Source organism: Streptomyces sp. SCSIO 30461 (genome assembly GCF_037023745.1).
GTDB lineage: Bacteria > Actinomycetota > Actinomycetes > Streptomycetales > Streptomycetaceae > Streptomyces.
In genome coordinates this window covers 6,897,970-6,920,000 of sequence record NZ_CP146101.1, presented here as the reverse complement: position 1 = coordinate 6,920,000, position 22,031 = coordinate 6,897,970, and the positions used below count along the sequence as shown (strand labels likewise).

The 22,031-nt window shown below is 70.8% G+C and carries 15 protein-coding genes; 7 read left to right on the top strand and 8 right to left on the bottom strand.

From position 1 onward, the window contains the following. Position 1: 1 nt before the first annotated feature. The 5 genes from V1460_RS31030 to V1460_RS31010 form a co-directional block, all read right to left on the bottom strand. The gene (locus V1460_RS31030; RefSeq protein WP_338676919.1) at positions 2-1,045 is read right to left on the bottom strand and encodes an ABC transporter substrate-binding protein; all 1,044 of its coding nucleotides are present in this window, start codon (positions 1,043-1,045) and stop codon (positions 2-4) included. An 851-nt stretch (positions 1,046-1,896) separates the two neighbouring features. Continuing rightward, entirely contained in the window at positions 1,897-3,063 is a 1,167-nt protein-coding gene (locus tag V1460_RS31025; protein ID WP_338676918.1) for an acyl-CoA dehydrogenase family protein, read from the bottom strand. Between the two features lie 2 nt (positions 3,064-3,065). Next, positions 3,066-4,010, bottom strand: a complete 945-nt coding sequence (locus V1460_RS31020; protein WP_338676917.1) for a hydroxymethylglutaryl-CoA lyase — start codon at positions 4,008-4,010, stop codon at positions 3,066-3,068. After that, positions 4,003-6,063 (bottom strand): acetyl-CoA carboxylase biotin carboxylase subunit, encoded by a 2,061-nt coding sequence (locus tag V1460_RS31015; protein WP_338678275.1) that lies wholly within the window; start codon positions 6,061-6,063, stop codon positions 4,003-4,005. The genes V1460_RS31020 and V1460_RS31015 overlap by 8 nt, the downstream gene beginning before the upstream one ends. Before the next feature lie 38 nt (positions 6,064-6,101). Further along, positions 6,102-7,733: a carboxyl transferase domain-containing protein gene (locus V1460_RS31010; RefSeq protein WP_338676916.1), complete on the bottom strand. Its 1,632-nt coding sequence runs from the start codon at positions 7,731-7,733 to the stop codon at positions 6,102-6,104. 84 nt (positions 7,734-7,817) lie between these two features. Between V1460_RS31010 and V1460_RS31005 the strand changes: the two genes are divergently transcribed. From V1460_RS31005 to V1460_RS30995, 3 genes are all read left to right on the top strand, one after another. After that, entirely contained in the window at positions 7,818-8,438 is a 621-nt protein-coding gene (locus V1460_RS31005) for a TetR/AcrR family transcriptional regulator (protein WP_338676915.1), read from the top strand. A gap of 123 nt (positions 8,439-8,561) precedes the next feature. Then, entirely contained in the window at positions 8,562-9,341 is a 780-nt protein-coding gene (locus V1460_RS31000; protein WP_338676914.1) for a phosphatase, read from the top strand. Between the two features lie 121 nt (positions 9,342-9,462). Further along, the gene (locus V1460_RS30995; RefSeq protein ID WP_338676913.1) at positions 9,463-10,170 is read left to right on the top strand and encodes an alpha/beta hydrolase; all 708 of its coding nucleotides are present in this window, start codon (positions 9,463-9,465) and stop codon (positions 10,168-10,170) included. A gap of 191 nt (positions 10,171-10,361) precedes the next feature. Here V1460_RS30995 and V1460_RS30990 read toward each other — a convergent pair whose 3' ends face one another. The 3 genes from V1460_RS30990 to V1460_RS30980 all read right to left on the bottom strand — a co-directional run bounded on the left by V1460_RS30990 (position 10,362) and on the right by V1460_RS30980 (position 14,308). Continuing rightward, positions 10,362-11,267, bottom strand: a complete 906-nt coding sequence (locus V1460_RS30990; protein WP_338676912.1) for an acyl-CoA thioesterase II — start codon at positions 11,265-11,267, stop codon at positions 10,362-10,364. 4 nt (positions 11,268-11,271) lie between these two features. Further along, positions 11,272-12,429 (bottom strand): acyl-CoA dehydrogenase family protein, encoded by a 1,158-nt coding sequence (locus V1460_RS30985; protein ID WP_338676911.1) that lies wholly within the window; start codon positions 12,427-12,429, stop codon positions 11,272-11,274. Between the two features lie 286 nt (positions 12,430-12,715). Beyond that, positions 12,716-14,308: a PucR family transcriptional regulator gene (locus V1460_RS30980; RefSeq protein WP_338676910.1), complete on the bottom strand. Its 1,593-nt coding sequence runs from the start codon at positions 14,306-14,308 to the stop codon at positions 12,716-12,718. A gap of 236 nt (positions 14,309-14,544) precedes the next feature. Here V1460_RS30980 and speB point away from each other — a divergent pair, with 236 nt between their 5' ends. The 4 genes from speB (at position 14,545) to V1460_RS30960 (ending at position 21,975) form a co-directional block, all read left to right on the top strand. Continuing rightward, positions 14,545-15,537 (top strand): agmatinase, encoded by a 993-nt coding sequence (gene speB, locus V1460_RS30975; RefSeq protein ID WP_338676909.1) that lies wholly within the window; start codon positions 14,545-14,547, stop codon positions 15,535-15,537. Positions 15,538-15,648: 111 nt separating this feature from the next. Beyond that, entirely contained in the window at positions 15,649-17,379 is a 1,731-nt protein-coding gene (locus tag V1460_RS30970; RefSeq protein WP_338676908.1) for a thiamine pyrophosphate-binding protein, read from the top strand. Between the two features lie 196 nt (positions 17,380-17,575). Then, positions 17,576-21,442, top strand: coding sequence for an ABC transporter ATP-binding protein (locus V1460_RS30965; RefSeq protein ID WP_407077556.1), 3,867 nt, complete (start codon positions 17,576-17,578; stop codon positions 21,440-21,442). A 140-nt stretch (positions 21,443-21,582) separates the two neighbouring features. Beyond that, the gene (locus V1460_RS30960; protein WP_407077555.1) at positions 21,583-21,975 is read left to right on the top strand and encodes a hypothetical protein; all 393 of its coding nucleotides are present in this window, start codon (positions 21,583-21,585) and stop codon (positions 21,973-21,975) included. The last annotated feature ends 56 nt before the right edge of the window (positions 21,976-22,031 follow it).

Below are 22,031 nucleotides of genomic sequence, written 5' to 3'. Positions count from 1 at the left end.
GTCAGGCGACCTTCTTCGCGTTCTCGATCGCCTTGGCCAGGGTCTCCAGCATCGGGACGCACTTGTCGTAGGAGAGGATGGGCTCAGGGGTGCGGGGGACGACCTGACCGGCCTTGACCGCGGGCAGCTGCTTCCAGGTCGGCTTCGTCTTGTCGAGGACGGAGGGCTGGAGGGTCGCCGAACGGTCGTCCATCATGATGATGTCCGCCGGATACTTGTCGACGTTCTCCCAGCTCAGGTTCTCGAACCAGCCGCCGCTGGCCTTCTTGGCCTCCTCCGGCGGCTCGACGAGGTTCACGCCGAGGGACTTGAAGTACTCCAGGTCGATCGAGAAGTTCGAGCCGGAGACGTAGAAGATGGTCTCGGCGGCGGAGCCGACGAGGACCTTGATGTTCGGCTTGGACTTGGCCGCCGCACGCAGTCGCTCGGCCGCCGCCTCGAACCGCTTCTTGGCCTCGGTGACCTTGGCGGCCTGGACGTCGGCGCCGAGCGACTTCGCCAGGTCCAGCATCCGGCCCAGCGACTCGGGCATCTGGCGGTCGTACACCGAGATGCCGACGCTCGGGGCGAGCTTGAGGATCTTGTCCTTGGACTCCTCGGGGACGTACCAGAGCGTGCCCGAGTTGTCGAAGAGGGTGGAGATCAGCACGTCGGGAGCGAGGGCCGCGTACTTCTCGACGCTGAACTCGTTCCACACGTTGCCGATCACCGTCAGCTTGCTGACGTCCATGTCGCCGGCCTGGATGTCGGCCTTGCCGTCCTTGGTCTTCGTCGGACCGAAGACGCCCTTGCACTCGATGCCGTAGTCGTACAGGGCGGCGGCCACACCGGTGAACGCGACGATGTTCGCCGGGGTCTTGGGCGTCTTGGCCGTCTGACCGCGGTCGTCCTTGAACTCCCAGGGACCGGACTTCCTGACGTCCGAGGCCTTGCCGTCCTTCTTCTTGTCGTCACCGCACGCGGTGAGGGCGGCGCCGAGCCCTATGGCGCCGCCTGCGGCGAGGACGCCGCGGCGAGTGAGGTGGGAAGCGCGGACGTTGGGCATGGGGTATCTGCTTTCTTACGAACAGGGCCGACAGCGACCAAGGAATGTGAGGTTAGCCTAACCTCACACGATGTCTGGCTGAAAGCCCCCTTGCAGTGCCGCGTGATCGAAGTCACGCGTGAACGCTCCGGGTGGCGAGGCGCGTTCTCCCGTGGAGATCGCATCGTGATGCGAGGGCGCCCCCGGGTGCCGGCGTCGGTTTCTGCGAACAGTCTGTGTGCTCTGCTGTCCGAGTCGCGATGAGGGATTTCGGTCAAGTCCCGACTTTGCGGCACTGGTGCCCGTCTCGGTGCTGGGGCTTCCGCGTGCTCCGCTCTCGCGGCTCCATGAAGGGGCGCGGATTCACCCATCGGCCCGCTCTTGATCTCCCGGATTGCGGACCCAGGTCCCTGACGGATCTGCGTTACGGAACCCATGACGGGGCCGTGGCCGGACGCTACGGCTACAAGCCGGCCGTGGACCTGGAAACCGTTGCGGCGCGGGAGCGCAGGGCGTTGGACGCGACGACCCTGCCGCCCGGGGCGGAGGCCGTGATGCCCGGCCAGTCCCCCATGGGGTCGGTGCCCGGCGGGCGGATGCGCGGGCGAGGCCCATCGCAAGATCACGGGTGCCGATGTTGCGGCGTCCATCCCGGCTCAGGGAAATCCCGGGGTGAGGGCGGCGTTCGAAGTCTGGTCCCGGTGCGTGAAGCGCCGGGGGTTCGCCTACGCCAAGCCCATGGACGCCGTCGACGAAGTCCGGTGCCCCCGAAAGCGGTTACGGGGGCGCCGGACGCGTCCGGCGCCGGTGCGGTGCGGAAACCCGCCCCCGGCGCCGGACGGCCGGATCCGTCCGCCTCGGAGCCGGCTGGGTCAGCCCGTGAGCCCCAACTCCCTGGCGATCAGCATCCGCTGGACCTCGCTGGTGCCCTCGCCGATCTCCAGGATCTTGGAGTCGCGCCACATCCTGGCCACCGGGTACTCGTTCATGAATCCGTAGCCGCCGTGGATCTGGGTGGCCTCGCGGGCGTTGTCGACCGCGACTGTGGAGGAGTACAGCTTCGCCAGTGCGGCCTCCTTCTTGAACGGCTCACCATGGACGAGACGCGATGCCGCGTCACGCCAGCCGATCCGGGCCATGTGCGCCCGCATCTCCATGTCGGCGATCTTGAACTGTATGGCCTGGTTGTCGCCGATCGGGCGGCCGAAGGCGTGTCGCTCCTTGGCGTACTTCACCGACTCGTCCACACAGCCCTGGGCCAGGCCCGTGGCGAGCGCGGCGATCGCGATCCGGCCCTCGTCGAGGATGCGCAGGAACTGGGCGTACCCGCGGCCCTCCTCGCCGAGCAGATTGGCGAACGGAACCCGGACATCGGCGAACGACAGTTCGCGGGTGTCCGACGCGTTCCACCCCACCTTGGAGTAGGGCGCGGCGACGGTGAACCCGGGAGTGCCGGACGGCACGATGATCGAGGAGATCAGCGGCTTGCCCTCGGGGGTGCGACCGGTGACCGCGGTGACCGTGACCAGGCCCGTGATGTCCGTACCGGAGTTGGTGATGAAGCATTTGGAGCCGTTGATCACCCACTCACCGGTGCTCTCGTCGCGCACGGCGGCGGTCTTGGTTCCGCCCGCGTCGGACCCCGCGTCGGGCTCGGTGAGGCCGAAGGCGCCGAGCATCTCTCCGGAGCACAGCCGGGGCAGCCACTCGCGCTTCTGCTCCTCGGTGCCGAAGCGGTAGACCGGCATGGCACCCAGCGAGACTCCGGCCTCCAGGGTGATCGCCACGGACGAGTCGACCCGGGCCAGCTCCTCCAGGGCGATACCGAGGGCGAGGTAGTCGCCGCCCATGCCGCCGTACTCCTCGGGGAACGGCAGGCCGAACAGGCCCATACGGCCCATCTCGCGGACGATCTCGTAGGGGAACTCATGCCGCTCGTAGAAGTCGCCGATCTTCGGGGCGACCACATCGTGGGCGAACTCCTCGACGGTGCGCCGGAGTTCCTCGTGCTCGGAGGAGAGACGGTGGTCGAGCGACATGGCTAGGACTCCTTGGGGGAGAGGGCACGCACGGTGCGGGAAGGACTGGGCCGGCCCAGTTGCCCGGCCATCCAGGCGCTGGTGGCGCTGAGCCGGTCGAGATCGACCCCGGTCTCGATACCGAGGCCGTGGAGCATCCACACGAGGTCTTCGGTGGCGAGGTTTCCGGTGGCGCTCTTCGCGTAAGGGCAGCCGCCGAGGCCACCCGCCGAGGCGTCGACCGTGGTGACGCCGTGTTCCAGCGCCGCGAAGGTGTTGGCCAGCGCCTGGCCGTAGGTGTCGTGGAAGTGCACCCCGATGGCGCTGGTGGGCACACCCTCCTCGTTGAGCCGGGCGAGCAGGGCCAGCACATGGCCGGGGGTCGCCACACCGATGGTGTCCCCGAGGCTCAGCTCGTCGCAGCCCAGGTCCATCAGCTGCCTGGCGACCCGGACCACCTGGTGGACGGGCACCTTGCCCTCCCAGGGGTCCCCGAAGCACATCGAGAGGTACCCGCGCACATGGACCTCGTCCTCCTTCGCGCGGGCGACGACAGGCTCGAACATGGCGAGCGACTCGGCGACCGTCCGATTGAGGTTGCGGGCCGCGAACGTCTCGGTCGCCGACCCGAACACCGCGATCCTGCGCGCCCCCAGGGCCAGGGCCCGCTCAAGTCCCCGCTCGTTCGGTACGAGCACGGGCAGGGCCACCCCGTCACCGAGGCCCCCGAGGCGGGGGAACAGGTCTTCGGCGTCCGCCAGCTGGGGCACCCACTTCGGGTGCACGAAACTGGTGGCCTCGATGGTGGTCAGGCCCGCATCGGCGAGCCGGCGGATGAACTCCGCCTTCACCTCGGTCGGGACGACCTCCTTCTCGTTCTGGAGGCCGTCACGCGCGCCCACCTCATGGATGCGGACCCGCGCCGGGAGCCCCGGGACGGATACCTCCATGGGCAGTCCGTCAGTCATCGCCCGCCTCCTTCGCTCCGTCCTCGTGCGGGGCCACGACGGCAAGCACCTGGTCCATGGCGACGGTGGCGCCCGCGGCGACATCCAGCTCGGTGACCGTGCCTGCGTGCGGGGCGGAGATGACGTGCTCCATCTTCATCGCCTCGACCACCAGCAGGCTCTGACCCGCCTCGACCACGTCGCCGACGGAGACCTTGACGACCGTCACGGTGCCCGGCATCGGTGCCGCCAGTGTGTCCGCGCCCTGGCGCGCCGCGCCGCTGAGCGAGGCCTCCACCGGGTCGTGGTGCAGCACATGCCAGGAGTCGCCGTCCCGGCCGAGCCAGCTCCCCCCGGGGCCTGCCGCGTACCGGAAGGTGTGGGTGACCCCGTCGACCTCGACGGTGACGGAGCCCGACCGGTCCGCCGCCACGAGCCCGGCGCGGTCGTCCGTGCGCACCCTGCGCACCGGCTTCGCGGGCGCTTCGCCCACGGTGCACACGGCTCCCGCCGCCGTACCGCTCAGCCGGACCGTCACCGGGTCCTGGCCGGGGACACGGAAGTGGTGGACCGTCGCAGCCGGTTCACCACCCAGCCGCCAGCCGTTGGGGACCGAGAAGGGGTCGACCCAGCCGCCCCCGGGCGCTCCGGATGTCCCGGTCGGAGCGGACTGCCGCAGCAGCGCGGCCGCCGCGTACACCTCGTCCGGCACTCCGTCCGGCACCAGGCCGTCCGCGTCGCGCTCCACGAGTCCCGTGTCCATCTCGCCGGAGACCACATCCGGGTGGTCGAGGAGTCGGCGCAGAAAGCCCGCGTTCGTCGGCACGCCGAGCGTGACCGTGTCCGCCAGGGCCGCGCGCAGCTTGCGCAGCGCCGTCCGGCGGTCCGGGCCGTAGGCGATGACCTTGGACAGCATCGGGTCGTACAGGCTGGATACCTCGGTGCCCTCGCTGAGCCCCGAGTCGGTGCGCAGGCCGTTGCCCTGCGGCTCGTGGAGTGCCAGCACCGTGCCACCGGACGGCAGGAAGCCGCGCGCCGGGTCCTCGGCGCAGATCCGGGCCTCGACGGCATGGCCGGTGAGCCGGACGTCTTCCTGGGTGAAGGAGAGCCGCTCGCCCGCCGCCACCCGCAACTGCCACTCCACCAGGTCCAGTCCGGTGATCAGCTCGGTGACCGGGTGCTCCACCTGGAGGCGGGTGTTCATCTCCATGAAGTAGTAAGCCGACGGATCGCCACCCGGGACGATGAACTCCACCGTGCCCGCGCCCCGGTAGCCGCAGGAGCGCGCCGCCTGCACCGCGGCCTCGCCCATGGCGCTTCGGGTCGCCTCGTCCAGCAGGACGGAGGGCGCCTCCTCGATGATCTTCTGGTGGCGGCGCTGGAGCGAGCACTCGCGCTCGCCGAGGTGCACCACATTGCCGTGGCCGTCGGCGAGCACCTGGATCTCGATGTGCCGGGGGCGGTCGATCCACCGCTCCACCAGCAGGGTGTCGTCGCCGAACGATGCCCGTGCCTCGCGCCGCGCCGCCGCGATCTCCTCCAGCAGCGCCGACTCGACCCGGGTGAGCCGCATACCCTTGCCGCCGCCGCCCGCCGATGGCTTCAGCAGCACCGGCATCCCGATCTCGCGGGCCGCGTCGGCGAGCTGCTCGTCCGTCAGCCCGGACCCGGACGAGCCGGGCACCACCGGCACCCCGGCCCCGCGGACGGTCTCCTTGGCGCGGATCTTGTCGCCCATCAGCGAGATCGCCCGGGAGGGCGGTCCGATGAAGACCAGCCCCGCGTCCTCGCAGGCCTGCGCGAACGCCGCGTTCTCCGCGAGGAAGCCATAGCCGGGGTGGACCGCCTGAGCGCCGCTCAGACGCCCCGCCTCCAGCAGCCTCTTCACCGAGAGATAGCTCTCCGCCGCCGGGGCCGGACCGAGCCGCACCGCGGTGTCGGCCTCCCGCACATGGCGGGCGTCGGCGTCGGCGTCGCTGAAGACGGCGACCGAACGCACCCCCATGGCGCGCAGTGTCCGGATGACGCGGACCGCGATCTCACCGCGGTTGGCGACCAGAACCGTGTCGAACATCGTCTGTCCCTTGAAGTCCACAGCAGTCCCTCAGTCCCTCACATCCGGAAGACGCCGAAGCCGGGCGCCGCGCTGTCCTTTTGCGGAAGCGGGGCGTTGGCACAGGCGGTCAGGGCCAGACCCAGCACCTGCCGGGTCTCCAGCGGGTCGATCACCCCGTCGTCCCACAGCCGGGCCGTCGCGTAGTACGCGTTGCCCTGCTGCTCGTACTGGGCGCGGATGGGGGCCTTGAAGGACTCCTCCTCATCAGCGGCCCACTCGTCACCGCGACCTTCGATCTGGTCACGCTTGACCGTCGCCAGCACCGAAGCCGCCTGCTCGCCGCCCATCACGGAGATCTTGGCGTTCGGCCACATCCACAGGAAGCGGGGGGAATACGCCCGGCCGCACATCGAGTAGTTGCCCGCGCCGTAGGAGCCGCCGATGACGACCGTCAGTTTGGGCACCCGGGTGCAGGCCACGGCCGTGACCATCTTGGCGCCGTGCTTGGCGATGCCCCCGTGCTCGTAGTCCTTGCCGACCATGAAGCCCGAGATGTTCTGGAGGAACAGCAGGGGGATGCCGCGCTGGTCGCACAGCTCGATGAAGTGCGCGCCCTTCTGGGCGGACTCGGCGAACAGGATGCCGTTGTTGGCCACGATGCCGACCGGGTGGCCGTGGATCCGGGCGAAGCCGGTGACCAGGGTCTGCCCGAACTCCGACTTGAACTCAGCGAACCGGGAGCCGTCCACGATCCGGGCGATGACCTCGCGCACGTCGTACGGAGTGCGCGAGTCCGCGGGCACCGCCCCGTAGAGTCCGAAGGGGTCGGCCTTCGGCTCCTCGGCCGGCTCCACCGACCAGGGGAGCGGTCCGCGCTCGGGCAGGGTCGCCACGATGTTCCGCACGATCCGCAGGGCGTGGGCATCGTCCTCGGCCAGATGGTCCGTCACCCCGGAGATCCGGGAGTGCACCTCGCCGCCACCGAGCTCCTCGGCCGTGACCACCTCACCGGTCGCCGCCTTCACCAGCGGCGGTCCGCCCAGGAAGATCGTGCCCTGCTCCCGCACGATCACGGCCTCGTCGCTCATCGCCGGGACGTACGCGCCGCCCGCGGTGCAGGAGCCCATCACCGCCGCGATCTGCGGAATCCGAGCCCCTGAGAGACGTGCCTGGTTGTAGAAGATCCGGCCGAAGTGCTCACGGTCCGGGAACACCTCGTCCTGCATCGGCAGGAACGCGCCGCCCGAGTCGACCAGGTAGACGCACGGCAGACGGTTCTCAAGCGCCACCTCCTGGGCGCGCAGATGCTTCTTCACCGTCATCGGGTAGTACGTGCCGCCCTTGACCGTGGCGTCGTTCGCGACGACCACCACCTCACGGCCGCTGACCCGGCCGATACCGGCGATCACCCCGGCTGCCGGGGCCTGGCCGTCGTACATCCCGTCGGCCGCGAGCGGGGCCAGCTCCAGGAAGGGGGAGCCCGGGTCCAGGAGCGTGTCCACCCGGTCGCGCGGCAGCAGTTTTCCGCGCGCGGTGTGCCGTGCGCGGGCCTTCTCACCGCCGCCCAGCCGGGCCGCGGCCAGCTTGGCGCGCAGCGTGTCGGTCAGCTCGCGGTGCGCCGCCTCATTGGCCTGCCAGGCCTCGGATGCGGGATCTGCCGCACTCGCCAGCACGGGTGCCTGCTGCATCGGTCCAGCCCCTCCTTGTTAATGAGCGTTAACCGATTTCCTCCAGGTTAACGAGCGCTAACCGCCCTGTCTAGAATCAGTTGCATGAGCACCAGGACCGACGCCCCGACCCGGCGCGAGCAGATCCTCAAGGAGGCTGCCCGGCTCTTCGCTGAGCGCGGCTTCCACGGTGTCGGTGTGGACGAGATAGGGGCGGCCGTCGGTATCAGCGGCCCCGGGCTCTACCGCCACTTCCCCGGCAAGGACGCGATGCTCGCCGAGCTGCTGGTCGGGATCTCCGAACGGCTGCTGGAGGGCGGCAGGCGTCGGGTGGCCGAGGCGGACGGCACGGAAGGCGCAGAGGGCACGGGCGGAGCTCCGGAAGAGGTGCTCGCCTCGCTGATCGACGGGCATATCGACTTCGCCCTCGACGACCGCCCGCTGATCACCCTGCACGACCGCGAGCTCGACCGGTTGCGCGACAGCGACCGCAAGCTCGTGCGACAGCTCCAGCGCCAGTACGTCGAACTCTGGGTGGACGTGGTGCGCAGACTCCACCCGGAGCTTCCCGAGGCTCAGGCGCGGACGGCTGTGCACGCCGTGTTCGGGCTGCTGAACTCCACCCCGCACCTCGGTTCGTACGGGAACGGACCGCTGGGGCGCACCGCCATGGAGGAGCTGCTGCGCAAGCTGGCGCACGGGGCCTTCGCGTCCCTGTCGGCGTAACGACGCTGCCGGCACACGGCCGCCGCCGGAGCGGTGGCCGCCGGCGAGCGGCTGACCTCGGCCCCGGCGTCCGCGCTGTGGGACGTAGGGCACGCTCCGCACACCTGACGGCACAATGGGCACATGCCGATACCGAACCGCGCCGCCCTTGTCGACCACCTCGTCCGCACCCGGATCGCCGGAGACGTCGCCACGCCCCGCGACAACAACCTCTCCCACTACCGCAAGCTGGCCAACGGCGACCGCCACTACTGGCTGGGGCTCGAACTCGGCGACCGCTGGACCGACGAGCAGGACGTGCTCGCCGTCATGGCCGAGCGCTGCGGTGTCAACGACGATCCCCGGCACCGGTTCGGACAGGACACCATCGACCCCGAGCTGACCGTGGACGCGCTCGACCGCATGGCCGCGCGGTTGAAGGAGGCCGCCGCCGCGAGACAGTCCGTGCTCTTCGCCACCGGCCACCCCGGCGGGCTGCTCGACGTGCACCGGCAGACCGCGGACGCGCTTCGGGCCGCGGGCTGCGAGATCGTACGGATCCCGTCGGGGCTTACTGCGGACGAGGGTATGGTCTTCCAGTTCGCCGACGTCGCCATGCTGGAGCGCGGCGCCACCCTGTGGCACACCCACTCGCCCGAACCGATGGCCGCGATCCTGGACGGTCTGCACCGGGAGGGACGGCCCCAGCCGGACCTCGTGGTGGCCGACCACGGCTGGGCGGGCTGCGCAGGCCGGCGCGGGATCGACGCGGTGGGCTACGCCGACTGCAACGACCCGGCGCTGTTCATCGGTGAGGCGGAGGGCACCCTTCAGGTGACCGTCCCGCTGGACGACCATGTCACGGACCCGCGCTCCTACGACCCGATGACGGCCTACCTCCTGAATGCGGCCGGGCTCCTCTGACCAGCCCGCCGACGGTGCGCTCGCCCTCGCCATGAAGGGAGGGTATGTCTGGTGTGGCGGTTGCGCCCGGCGCGCCCGATCGCGCCGTCGGGCTTCGGCGAGTGGGCGATGGTGACGAACGGTGGCGGACTACGTCCTGGTCCACGGGGCCATGCACGGCGGCTGGTGCTGGGGCCCGGTGCGCGAGCTGCTCACCCGGGGCGGGCACCGGGTGTTCACCCCCAGCCTGACCGGACAGGGCGAACGCAGCCGGCAGCTGGCTCCCGAGGTCGGCGTCGCCGCACATGTCGACGACCTGGTGGATCTCGTCTGGTACGAGGATCTCAGCGACGTCCGCCTCGTCCTGCACAGCTACGCCGGCATCCTGGCGGGACCGGTCGCGGAACGGGCTTCCGGCCGACTCGCGGCCGTGGTGCTCGCCGGCGGCTTCCTCACCCGGCCGGGTGAATGCCTGCTGGACGTCGAGCCCCCGGAGGTCGCGTTGCGCTATCGCGAGCTGGTCGCGGAGCGGGGCGAGGGCTGGTACCTGCCGGCCGACCCCTCGTACCTCACCCAGTGGGGTGTGCGGGACGCGTGGCTGCGCGCCTGGGCGGGGCCCCGGCTGAGCGACTTCCCGTTCCGCTGCCTGACGGATCCCGTCCGGTTCGACCCGCGCCCCCTCGCGGCTTTGCGCCGGGTCTATGTGCGGCACACCGAACCGCCGCTGACGAGCCTTGACGCCTCACTCGCGGCGGCTCGTTCCGACGGCTGGGAGATCCGCACGATCGCTTGCGGTCACGACATGATGCTGGAGGCGCCGGAGGAGACGGCCAGGATCGTCGCGGTCTAGGGCTGGTCGTGCCGCCCTCGGCCGGCACTGGTGCCGCGTCAGTCAAGGTTTGCCCGTCAAGGAACGGCGCTCGGTGCGGCGCATCGCAAGGCGCCGGATCGGCCTCGTAGTGGATCTACTCGGTCGATTCGGCAACGCCGCGAGGTGTCGTGCCGGGCGTCGCGACGGGGCAAACCTTGGCAGATGCGGTACTAGCTTCCGGCGCCCCGCTCCGAGCCTGCCTGGTCGCGCGGGACACGGACCACGCCTTCCTGGATGACCGAGATGGCCAGCTGCCCGTCCCTGGTGTAGATGCGGGCCTGGCCGAGGCCGCGCCCGCCGTGCGCGGACGGTGACTCCTGGTCGTACAGCAGCCATTCGTCGGCCCGGAAAGGGCGGTGGAACCACATCGCGTGGTCCAGCGACGCGCCCACGACATCCCCGACCGTCCAACCGCCTCGCCCATGGGCGAGCAGCACGGAGTCGAGCAGGGTCATGTCCGAGACGTAGGTGGCGAGGCAGACGTGCAGCATCGGGTCGTCCGCGAGCTTGCCGTTGGTGCGGAACCACACCTGCGAGCGCGGCTCGCGCGGCTGCCCGACGGTGGCGAACGGGGGCTCGGAGACATACCGCAGATCGACCGCGGCCCGCGCGGTGAGCAGCCGCCGCGCGATCTCCGGGTGGAGGAACGTCCCCTCGTACCGCCGGATGCTCTCCTCCGCCGACGGCAGGCTCTCGGGGTCCGGCGCGTACGGCATCGGCGCCTGGTGGTCCAGCCCCTCCTCGTACGTCTGGAAGGACGCCGAGAGATGGAAGATCGGCTGGCCGTGCTGGACCGCGACGACCCGCCTGGTCGTGAAGGAGCGGCCGTCGCGGATGCGGTCGACCGTGTAGACGATCGGCGCGCCGGGGTCGCCCATGCGCAGGAAGTACGAGTGCAGCGAGTGCGCCGTCCGGTCTGCGGGCACGGTGCGGCCCGCGGCGACCAGCGCCTGGGCCGCTACCTGTCCGCCGAACACTCGGGGTACGACCGCCGAACGCGATCGTCCCCGGAAGATGTCCTGCTCGATCCGCTCGAGGTCGAGCAGATCGAGCAGCCCGTCAACAGCCTCGCTCACGCGTTCAGAGTCCCATGTTCTTGGCGATGATCGACTTCATGACCTCGCTCGTGCCGCCGTAGATGCGGTTGACGCGGTTGTCGGCGTACAGACGAGCGATCGGGTACTCGTTCATGTAGCCGTAGCCGCCGTGCAGCTGGAGGCAGCGGTCGATGACGCGGTGCGCGACCTCGGTGCAGAACAGCTTGGCCGACGCGGCCTCGGCCGGGGTCAGCTCGCCCGCGTCCAGGGCCTCCAGCGCGCGGTCCGCGACCGCCTCGGCGGCGTCCACCTCGGCCTGGCAGGCGGCCAGCTCGAACTTGGTGTTCTGGAAGGAGGCGACGGTCTTGCCGAAGACCGTACGGTCCTGCACGTACTGCTTCGCGAACCGGACGGCGGCCTTGGCCTGGGAGTAGGCGCCGAAAGCGATGCCGAAGCGCTCCGAGGTCAGGTTCTGGCCGAGGTAGTAGAAGCCCTTGTTCTCCTCGCCGAGCAGGTCCTCGACCGGGACCTTGACGTCGACGAAGGCCAGCTCGGCGGTGTCGGAGGTGCGCAGACCGAGCTTGTCCAGCTTGCGGCCGATGGAGTAGCCCTCGGACTTGGTGTCCACCGCGAAGAGGGAGATGCCGAAGCGGCGGTCCTCGGCGCTCGGGGCTGAGGTGCGGGCGCAGACGATCACGCGCTCGGCGTGCACACCACCGGTGATGAAGGTCTTGGCGCCGTTGAGGACGTAGTGGGTGCCGTCCTCGGAGAGCTTGGCGGTGGTCTTCATGCCCGCGACGTCGGAGCCGGTGCCCGGCTCGGTCATCGCCAGCGCCCACATCTCCTCGCCGCTGACGAACTTCGGCAGGAAACGCTTCTTCTGCTCGTCGGTGGCGAGCATCTTTATGTAGGGGAGGGCGAGCAGCACGTGCACGCCGGAGCCGCCGAAGTGGACACCCGCGCGCGAGGTCTCCTCGTAGAGCACGGCCTCGAACTTGTGGGTGTCCAGACCCGCGCCACCGAACTCCTCGGGCACGTTGATACCGAAGACGCCCAGCTCACCGAGCTTGTGGTAGAAGTCGCGCGGCGCCTGGCCGGCGGCGAACCACTCGTCGTAGACGGGGACGACCTCGGCCTCGATGAAGGCGCGGATGGTCTCCCGGAACGCTTCGTGGTCCTCGTTGAATACGGTCCGGCGCACGGACGCCTCCTCTGCGGTGACGGGCCGGCCGGCGTGGTCGCGGCGGCTGGCCTGGCTGGCGTGTACAAGGCTTCGTCTAAGCGCTTGCTCAGACAGAAGTTACCGGTCGGTCACCGTGACTGTCCAGAGCCGGTTGTCCAGATCACAGCCTCTGAGTTCCAGCCATCCGCGGTCCGGGCAGCTCGAGATCGCAGTCGTCCGAGGTCTGGCAGCCCGGCAGCCCGAGTTCGGGGTCGTCCGCGGTCCGGCAGTCCGAACCACAGTCGTCCGAGGTCGACGGCCAGGATCACAGCCACCTGAGGGCGAACCAGAGCTCCATCCGTACGTCCGCGTCGTCCAGGTCGGCCCCGAGCAGTGAGCCGCAGCGGGAGATCCGCTGGCGCACGGTGTTGCGGTGCACCCCGAGGGCGACCGCCGTGCGGTCCCAGCTGCCGTGCAGGGAGAGCCAGACCCGCAGGGTCTCGATGAGCGCGGGGGAGTCCGCGATCGGTGTGAGGAGAGTGCGTGCGTGCGCGCCGGCCTCGGCGGGTGCCACAAGTGCGGCCAGCCCGGTGTCGCGCTGCCGGGCCAGCGGTTCACGGGTCGCCTCCGCTCGCCGCAGCGCACGTGCTGCGGCGGCGTCGGCTGCGCCCAGCTCGCCGGGCTCCACGGGCGCGCTCACTCCCAGCGTCCAGTCGGACTGCGGCACGATCCGCTGCTCCCAGAGCTCCGGGTCTGCCACGGGGAGCAGGATCCGTACCGTTGTTCCCGTCGTCGTTGTTCCTGTTCCTGCCGATTCCGTAGCCTCCGCGACGGGCGGCATGCCGGCGTCCGTGTCCACCAAGGCGCTGCCCAGCGCCGTGCCGAGCGCGGAGGCCGCGATCCGGTCCGGCGCGGCCCCCTGCCTGGAGGCGTGCACCACGATCCAGCGGCCCGGCGCCAGTGAGGGCGCCACTTCTGCGGGCGCCGCCCCCAGCAGCAGACGCACCAGCGCGGAGGAGCGCGCGGCTGTGTCCGCTCCCTGGTGCGGTGCGGTGAGCAGTGACAGGAGGACGACGGCCATCCCGGCCACCGTGTGCCCGCCGGGCTCGCGGGTGCCGGTCGCGATCCCGAGGGCCAGGCCCTCCGTGCCGGCGATCGCGTATGCGGCCAGATGGTGCCCGCCGGCCGTGTCGGTGGCGGAGGTGGGCGCACGCCTGGCCGCTACCGGGTCCCCTTGGTTGTCGGGATCCGGCGGTTCGCCTTCCGCCGTGACCGGGTTCACCACGCGCACCAGCCGGTTCAGCGCCGCACGGGCCTCCCGTGCCGGCGCCCGCCCCGCGGACTGCACGGCGGAGCCGTCCGACGACGTCAGCACCGCCCAACCGCCGAGCCGGGCGGCCAGCTGTCGCAGTACCGCGGGAATCGGGTCGGGCCGCGCCGCTGCGACGGCGAGGCCCTGCTGTGCCTCGCTGACCCGGCGCAGCTCCCGCAGTCTCACCTGGGCCATCAGCCGCCACACGGCACGCGCGACCGCGGTGAACGGCGTCTGCGGCGGCACCTCCACCAGTGGCAGTCCATGCTGCTCGCATGCCCGTACGAGGGTTTCGGGCACCGTCTCGTACACGGGCGCGACCCCGAAGCCGATCGCCGCGCCCCCCGCCTCGGCGACGCGGGAGACATACCGCGCCGGGTCCGCCAACAGGACCCCGGCGGTCAGCAGCAGCTCGCCGCCCAGCAGGTAGGGGTACGGATCAGCCATTTCCGAGGTGTGCACCCACTGGATGGCGGTGTCATCCGGCCCGGTGATCAACCGCAGCCCCAGATCCTCGCGTGCCAGCAATGCCGACAGCGGAACGGGCGGTACGGGCAGGGTGGGAGCGGCGGCTGGGGACGCGGCGGGAGCGACGGGATCCGGCATGGTGGACGTTCCATCCAGATAGGCCTTCCAGAATGGAGGAAACGTATACTTCATCGCCGTCTTTTGGCCACTTATCGTCGAGACGTGTGGTCATCGTCGGCACGAGCGCGCATCCCCAGGCACAAGCCGCCCGCGGTATGGGCAGACCACCAGAGCCACAGCAGTGGAGCACCGCAGCCGGACACCCGATCCAGATCCGTCCGGACCCATCGCAGCCGTAGGAAGAAGGCATGGCCATGAACAGCAACGAGACGCCGCGCGGCCCCATCGACTCGTCCCGCACCCCGCGCTATGCCGGACTCGCGACGTTCGCCCGGCTGCCCCGGCTGGACGAGGTCGGCCGCACCGACGTCGCCGTGGTCGGCGTGCCCTTCGACGCCGGAGTCTCGTACCGTCCCGGCGCCCGCTTCGGCGGCAACGCCATCCGTGAGGCCTCCCGGCTGCTGCGCCCGTACAACCCCGCGCAGGACGCCTCGCCGTTCGCGCTCGCCCAGGTCGCCGACGCGGGCGACATCGCCGCCAACCCGTTCGACATCAACGAGGCGGTCGAGACCATCGAGGCGGCGGCCGACGACCTCCTCGGCACCGGCGCCCGCATGATGACGCTCGGCGGCGACCACACCATCGCGCTGCCGCTGCTGCGCTCGGTCGCCAAGAAGCACGGCCCGGTCGCGCTGCTCCACTTCGATGCCCACCTGGACACCTGGGACACCTACTTCGGTGCCGAGTACACGCACGGCACCCCGTTCCGCCGCGCCGTCGAGGAGGGCATCCTCGACACCGAGGCGCTCTCCCACGTCGGTATCCGCGGGCCGCTCTACGGCAAGCAGGACCTGAACGACGACGAGAAGATGGGCTTCGGCATCGTCACCTCCTCCGATGTCTACCGGCGCGGCGCCGACGAGGTGGCCGACCAGCTCCGCCAGCGCATCGGCGACCGGCCGCTCTACATCTCCATCGACATCGACTGCCTCGACCCGGCCCACGCCCCGGGCACCGGCACCCCCGAGGCGGGCGGCATGACCTCCCGCGAACTGCTGGAGATCCTGCGCGGTCTGGCTTCCTGCAACCTCGTCTCGGCGGATGTCGTCGAGGTCGCCCCGGCCTACGACCACGCCGAGATCACCTCGGTCGCCGCCTCCCACACCGCGTACGAGCTGACTACGATCATGGCCCGTCAGATCGCGGCGGGCCGTGCCGGCGGCGCTGCCGGGCAGGACGCGAAGTAGCCTGCCCCTCCGCCGGCTCCGGGAGCGAGAGCCGGAGCCGGCGCGACACCCGCAGCGGGGAGCGCGTCGCCGCACCCGGCGGCGGGCAGGACGAAGGGACACCGGACACCCATGACCCATGACCACGATCTTGTATTGCGTCCGAGCGCGGCGCAGACCGATGCCGCGCTCAACCCCCCGGCAGGGCGCAGAGGCGGGGATCTGGTCATCGAGACCCTGAAAGGCCTCGGGGCGACGACGGTGTTCGGGCTGCCGGGCCAGCACGCGCTCGGCATGTTCGACGCCGTGCGCCGCTCACCGCTCAGATACGTCGGACTGCGCGTCGAGAACAACGCGGGTTTCGCCGCCGACGCCTACGGGCGTATCACCGGCGAGGCGGCGCCGCTGCTGGTGTCGACCGGCCCCGGCGCGCTGACCTCGCTCGCCGCGCTCCAGGAGGCGGCGGCGGCCTCCGCCCCGGTGCTGGCGATCTCCAGCCAGGTGCCGAGCGCGGGACTCGGCGGCGGACGGCACGGCTATCTGCACGAGCTGCGCGACCAGCAGGCGTCGTTCCGCGGGATCGTGAAGTCCGTGCACACCGTGCGCACCGCCTCGCAGATCCCGTCCGCGGTCGCCGCCGCCTGGGAGTCCGCGCTGAGCGCCCCGCACGGTCCGGTCTGGGTGGAGATCCCGCAGGACGTGCTGCTCGCCGAGACGGACCTGCCGGTCGTGACGGCCATGGACGCGACCCCCCACGAGCTTGTCCCCCGCCCCGAGCTGACCGCCGTGGCCGCACATCTGCTGCACGCAGCCGAACGCCCGGCGATCATCGCGGGCGGGGGCGTCGTACGCTCCGACGCGTCCGGCAAGCTGCGGGCACTCGCGGAGCGGCTGGACGCTCCGGTCGTCACCACCTTCGGCGGCAAGGGCGCCTTTCCATGGGAGCATCCGCTGTCCCTGCGATCGTGGCTGGAGGACCGGCACACCACCGACTTCCTGGAGGACGCGGACGTCCTCCTCGTCGTCGGGTCCGGGCTCGGCGAGCTGTCCTCGAACTACCACACCTTCGCGCCCCGCGGCCAGGTGATCCAGATAGAAGCCGACCTCGGCAAACTGGAGTCCAACCACCCCGCGCTGGGCATCCACGCCGACGCGCGCATCGCACTCTCAGCGCTGCTGGAGACGCTGGAACCGGTCCGGGGCGCATCGGCTCCCGTGGCCGGGACCGGGATGGTCGGGGCCGGTGGCGCCGTGTCGGGGGCCGAGCGGGTGTCCGCGCTGCTGGCAAAGGTGACGGAGCGTATCTCCGGCCAGAACCTGGCCCTGGAACAGGAGGTACTCGCCGCGGTGCGCGATGCGCTGCCGGACGACGCGCCGAGCTTCTGGGACATGACCATCCTGTCCTACTGGGCCTGGTCCGCCTTCGACCCCCGCCGGCCGAACACCATGCATTCCGCACAGGGCTCGGGCGGCCTCGGCTACGCCTTTCCCGCCGCGCTCGGCGCCGCTGTGGCGGACCCCGGGGCACCGGTGCTCGCCGTGTCCGGTGACGGAGGAGCCATGTACTCGATCGCGGAGCTGGCGACGGCGAAGCAGTACGACCTGCCGGTGACCTGGCTGATCGTGGACGACGGCGGCTACGGCATCCTGCGCGAGTACATGACCGAGTCCTTCGGCGAGACGACCGGCACCGAGCTGACCCGCCCCGACTTCGTGGCCCTCGCAGAGTCCTTCGGAGTGCCCGCCGTGCGCACCACACCCGAGGCGCTCCGCGAGGACCTGGCCAAGTCACTGGAGCACTCCGGGCCCTCGGTGGTGGTGCTGCCGGCGCTGCTCAGGATGTTCGCGCCGACGCACATCTGAAAGCCGGGCAGCGCACCCCGGCCGTCCGGTCCTGGCCCGCCGTGCTGCCCGGTCCTAGGACCGGAGACCGATCTTCGCCGCAACCCGCGCTGTCAGCGCGCGGGCGGGATGAAAACCGGCTGCGTGCGTGTTGCAGCCTTCGGTCAGACGAGCGTGGATGAGTGGATCAGCGGTTCACCGGAGCAGGGAGGCGCAAGTGGCGGGGGAGACACAGGGGTGGGCGCGAAGGCTGACCGGTTACGCCTGGCGCTACCGGCGCAATGTGGTGCTCGCACTTGGATCGTCCCTTGGCGGCATGGCCGTGATGGCCCTGATGCCGCTGATCATCAAGGTCGTCATCGACGATGTGATCAGCGACCGCACCCGGCCACTGGCGGCCTGGATCGGGCTGCTCATCGCCTCGGCGGTCGCCGTCTACGTCTTCACGTACATCCGCCGCTACTACGGTGGCCGTCTCGCCCTCGACGTCCAGCACGACCTGCGTACCGAGATGTACGGCACGATCAGTCGGCTCGACGGGCGGCGCCAGGACGCGTTGTCCACCGGTCAGGTGGTGGGCAGGGCGACCAGTGACCTCCAGCTCATCCAGGGGTTGCTCTTCATGCTCCCGATGACCATCGGGAACGTCCTGCTCTTCGTGATCTCCCTGGTGGTCATGGCCTGGCTGTCGCTGCCGCTCACCCTGGTGGCGCTCGCGGTCGGCCCCGCACTGTGGTTCATCGCCAAGCGCAGCCGTGCCCGTCTGCATCCCGCCACCTGGTACGCCCAGCAACAGGCCGGGACGGTCGCGGGCGTCGTCGACGGCGCGGTCGCCGGGGTCCGTGTGGTCAAGGGCTTCGGGCAGGAGGAGCAGGAGACAGGAAAGCTCAAGGAAGCCGGACGCAGGCTCTTCGCCGGCCGGCTGCGCACCATCCGGCTCAACTCCCGCTACACCCCCGCCCTGCAGGCCGTGCCCTCACTCGGGCAGGTGGCCATGCTGGCGTTGGGCGGCTGGCTGGCCACCCGGGGGGAGATCACGCTCGGCACCTTCGTCGCGTTCTCGACGTATCTCGCCCAGCTGGTGGGCCCGGTGCGGATGCTGGCGATGGTGCTCACCGTCGCCCAGCAGGCACGGGCCGGCGTGGAGCGGGTCCTGGAACTCATCGACACCCAGCCGAGCATCAAGGACGGCGCCAAGGAGCTTCCGGCCGACGCCCCGGCATCCGTCGAGTTCGACAACGTCAGCTTCGCCTACTCCTCCGGAGCCGGGTCTGGGCTCGGGTCCGGGTCCGGGGCGTCGTACGGCGGCGAGCCCGATGATGAGAGCGGAGCCGCCGCCCGGCCGGTGCTCGACGGGTTCTCGCTGGAGATCAGGCCAGGGGAGACCGTGGCCGTGGTCGGCGCGTCCGGCAGCGGCAAATCCACGGTCTCGCTGCTGCTGCCCCGCTTCTACGACGCCACCTGCGGCGCTGTGCTCGTCGGTGGCCATGACGTCCGGGAGCTGACGCTCGAGTCGCTGCGTGCCGCAATCGGCCTGGTACCCGAGGACAGCTTCCTCTTCTCCGACACGGTCCGCGCCAACATCGCGTACGGCAAGCCCGGTGCCACGGACGCGGAGATCGACGAGGCGGCCCGCACCGCCCAGGCGGACCGTTTCATCGCCGAGTTGCCCGACGGCTACGGCACCAAGGTCGGCGAGCACGGACTCACCCTGTCCGGGGGGCAGCGCCAGCGCATCGCCCTGGCGCGTGCGATCCTCGCCGACCCCCGGCTGCTGCTGCTGGACGACGCGACATCGGCCGTGGACGCACGGGTCGAACACGAGATCCACGAGGCGCTGCGCGGGGTGATGGCGGGGCGGACCACGCTGCTGATCGCCCACCGGCGTTCCACCCTCGGCCTCGCCGACCGGATCGCGGTGCTGGACGACGGCCGCCTCGCCGACATCGGCACGCACGACGAGTTGCAGGGGCGGTCCGCGCTGTACCGGCGGCTGCTCACCGACCCCGATGAGCTGGGCGCGGTGTCCCCGGGGCACACCAGCCAGATCGAGATCCCCGAGGACCGCACGCTGCGGGCCGAGATGGACACCGATTTCGACGCCGAGCGCGGTATCACCCCGCCGCTGTGGGTCCGCAAGGAAGAGGCCGAGGAAGACGAGGCCGCCGGCGCCACGCCCGAGCTGCTGGCCCAGGTCGCCGCGCTGCCGCCGGCCGACGACACGCCCCGGGTCGACGAGGCCCGTGCGGTGCTGCCCGAGGAGTCCGGTTCGTACGGGCTGCGCAGACTGCTGCGGGGTTTCGGGCTGCCGTTGCTGGTCAGTCTGATGCTGGTCGCGATCGACGCGGGTATGGGCCTGCTGCTGCCGGTGTTGGTCCGGCACGGAATCGACGACGGAGTCGAGCGCGCGGCGCTGGGAGCGGTCTGGGCGGCATCCGCGCTCGGCCTCGTTGCGGTGTTCGTGCAGTGGGTCGCGCAGGTCGGGGAGACCCGGATGACCGGTCGTACCGGCGAGCGCGTCCTGTACGCGCTCAGGCTGAAGATCTTCGCGCAGCTCCAGCGGCTTGGGCTCGACTACTACGAGCGCGAGCTGACCGGCCGGATCATGACCCGCATGACGACGGACGTCGACGCCCTGTCCACCTTCCTCCAGACAGGCCTGGTCACCGCCTTCGTCTCCGTGGTCACGTTCTTCGGAATCATGGTCGCGCTGGTCGTGATCGATGTGCAGCTGGCCTTCGTGGTGTTCGCGACCCTGCCGCTGCTGATCATCGGCACGGTGTTCTTCCGCAGGCAGTCGGTGAAGGCGTACGAGCTGGCCCGTGAGCGGATCAGCGTCGTCAACGCCGACCTCCAGGAGTCGGTCAGCGGACTGCGCATCGTGCAGGCGTTCCGCCGAGAGCAGTCGGGCAACCGGCGGTTCGCGGAGCGCAGCGACGCCTACCGCGCGGCACGGGTGCGCGGCCAGTGGCTGATCTCCGTGTACTTCCCCTTCGTCCAGCTGCTGGCTTCGGTGGCCGCCGCGGCGGTGCTGGTGGTCGGGGCCGGACGGATCGAGGCCGGCACTCTCACGACGGGTGCGCTGGTGGCGTATCTGCTGTACATCGACTTGTTCTTCGCACCGGTGCAGCAACTGTCGCAGGTCTTCGACGGTTACCAGCAGGCGAGCGTGTCGCTCGGGCGGATCCAGGAGCTGCTGGACGAGCGGACGTCCACGGAACAGGCGGAGAAGCCGCTCGAAGTGCGGGGACTGCGCGGCGAGATCGCCTTCGAGGACGTCAGTTTCGCCTACGGCGCGCTGGCCGGCTCCGGCGCCGAGACCGCGGCCGGGATCGAGGCGGCGGATGGCGGGCCGGGCGCTGAGGGCAGCGGAAAGACGGCGGGCGAGGGCGCGCTCACCGACGTCGACCTGCGGATCCCGCCCGGCCAGACGGTCGCGTTCGTCGGCGAGACCGGAGCAGGCAAGTCGACGCTGGTCAAGCTGGTGGCCAGGTTCTACGACCCGACGAGCGGCCGGGTGACCGTCGACGGCATCGATCTGCGCGACCTGGACCTCACGGAGTACCGCCACCGTATCGGCATCGTCCCGCAGGAGGCGTACCTCTTCGCCGGTACGGTGCGCGACGCCGTCGCCTACGGGCGCCCGGAGGCGACGGACGCCGAAGTGGAGTCCGCGGCGCGGGCCGTGGGCGCGCACGACATGATCGCCACGCTCGACGGCGGCTATCTGCACGAGGTCGCCGAGCGCGGGCGCAATCTGTCGGCCGGCCAGCGCCAGCTGATCGCCCTGGCCCGCGCGGAGCTGGTCGACCCGGATGTGCTGCTGCTGGACGAGGCCACGGCGGCCCTGGATCTCGCGACTGAGGCCCAGGTCAACCAGGCCACCGACCGGCTCACGGGGCGTCGTACCACCCTGGTCGTCGCCCACCGGCTGACCACGGCAGCACGTGCCGACCGGGTGGTCGTGATGGCGCGCGGACGGGTCGTGGAGGACGGCACCCATGACGAGCTGCTGGAGCTGGACGGGCGGTATGCCGCGCTCTGGCGGACGTTCGTCGGGGCCGCGGAGCCCACACCGGCCTGAGCCGGAGTGACTGAAGGTGGGCCGGTCCCGGGGGCCGGGCCCCGGGCCGATCGCCTGACCGCGTGCCTCGCGTGCCGCGGCCGCGGGCCGCAACCGTCGAGGGCACCTTTGCGTCGTACGTCAGTACGGTTTGACGTGAGATGGGAGCAGGAGTGTTCGGAGGTTTGCTCGTGCGCGCCGGTACGTCGCTCGTGCTCGCGGGAGCCCTGCTGGCGGCCGGCCCCTGGGGTCCGGAGGCGGAGGCGGCCTCCGGGTGCTCGGGCCGTCCCGTCAAGACCGTGAGGTTCGCGACCGGGGAACTGCGGCTCTACAAGCACCGTGCCTATGTGTGCGCCATGACGATCGCGAAACGGCCCGGGGCGAGGCGGGCTATGTCGGTCAGTCTTCAGCCGCGCGGTGGGCGCGCCGCCACGGACAAGGGCCGCTTCACCCGTCACGCGGGGCCGGTGACGGTGTACGCGCTCCACCGCTCCGTGCGCGCCTCGGGTGCTGTCGCCGGTGTGGGTGCCACGACGGGCTGGATCCTCCTCTGAGGCCCCGCATCCCCCTCTGACGTCCCGCCCCCTCTCTGGCGCCGTCGCGCTCTCCG

Excerpts from the sequence above, each read along its gene's own strand:
- V1460_RS31010 (WP_338676916.1), bottom strand. The coding sequence starts at position 7,733 with ATGCAGCAGGCACCCGTGCTGGCGAGTGCGGCAGATCCCGCATCCGAG.
- V1460_RS31005 (WP_338676915.1), top strand. The coding sequence starts at position 7,818 with ATGAGCACCAGGACCGACGCCCCGACCCGGCGCGAGCAGATCCTCAAG.
- V1460_RS30980 (WP_338676910.1), bottom strand. The coding sequence starts at position 14,308 with ATGCCGGATCCCGTCGCTCCCGCCGCGTCCCCAGCCGCCGCTCCCACC.
- V1460_RS30960 (WP_407077555.1), top strand. The coding sequence starts at position 21,583 with ATGGGAGCAGGAGTGTTCGGAGGTTTGCTCGTGCGCGCCGGTACGTCG.
- V1460_RS30970 (WP_338676908.1), top strand. The coding sequence starts at position 15,649 with ATGACCCATGACCACGATCTTGTATTGCGTCCGAGCGCGGCGCAGACC.
- V1460_RS31020 (WP_338676917.1), bottom strand. The coding sequence starts at position 4,010 with ATGACTGACGGACTGCCCATGGAGGTATCCGTCCCGGGGCTCCCGGCG.
- V1460_RS31000 (WP_338676914.1), top strand. The coding sequence starts at position 8,562 with ATGCCGATACCGAACCGCGCCGCCCTTGTCGACCACCTCGTCCGCACC.
- V1460_RS31025 (WP_338676918.1), bottom strand. The coding sequence starts at position 3,063 with ATGTCGCTCGACCACCGTCTCTCCTCCGAGCACGAGGAACTCCGGCGC.
- speB (WP_338676909.1), top strand. The coding sequence starts at position 14,545 with ATGAACAGCAACGAGACGCCGCGCGGCCCCATCGACTCGTCCCGCACC.
- V1460_RS31030 (WP_338676919.1), bottom strand. The coding sequence starts at position 1,045 with ATGCCCAACGTCCGCGCTTCCCACCTCACTCGCCGCGGCGTCCTCGCC.
- V1460_RS31015 (WP_338678275.1), bottom strand. The coding sequence starts at position 6,063 with ATGTTCGACACGGTTCTGGTCGCCAACCGCGGTGAGATCGCGGTCCGC.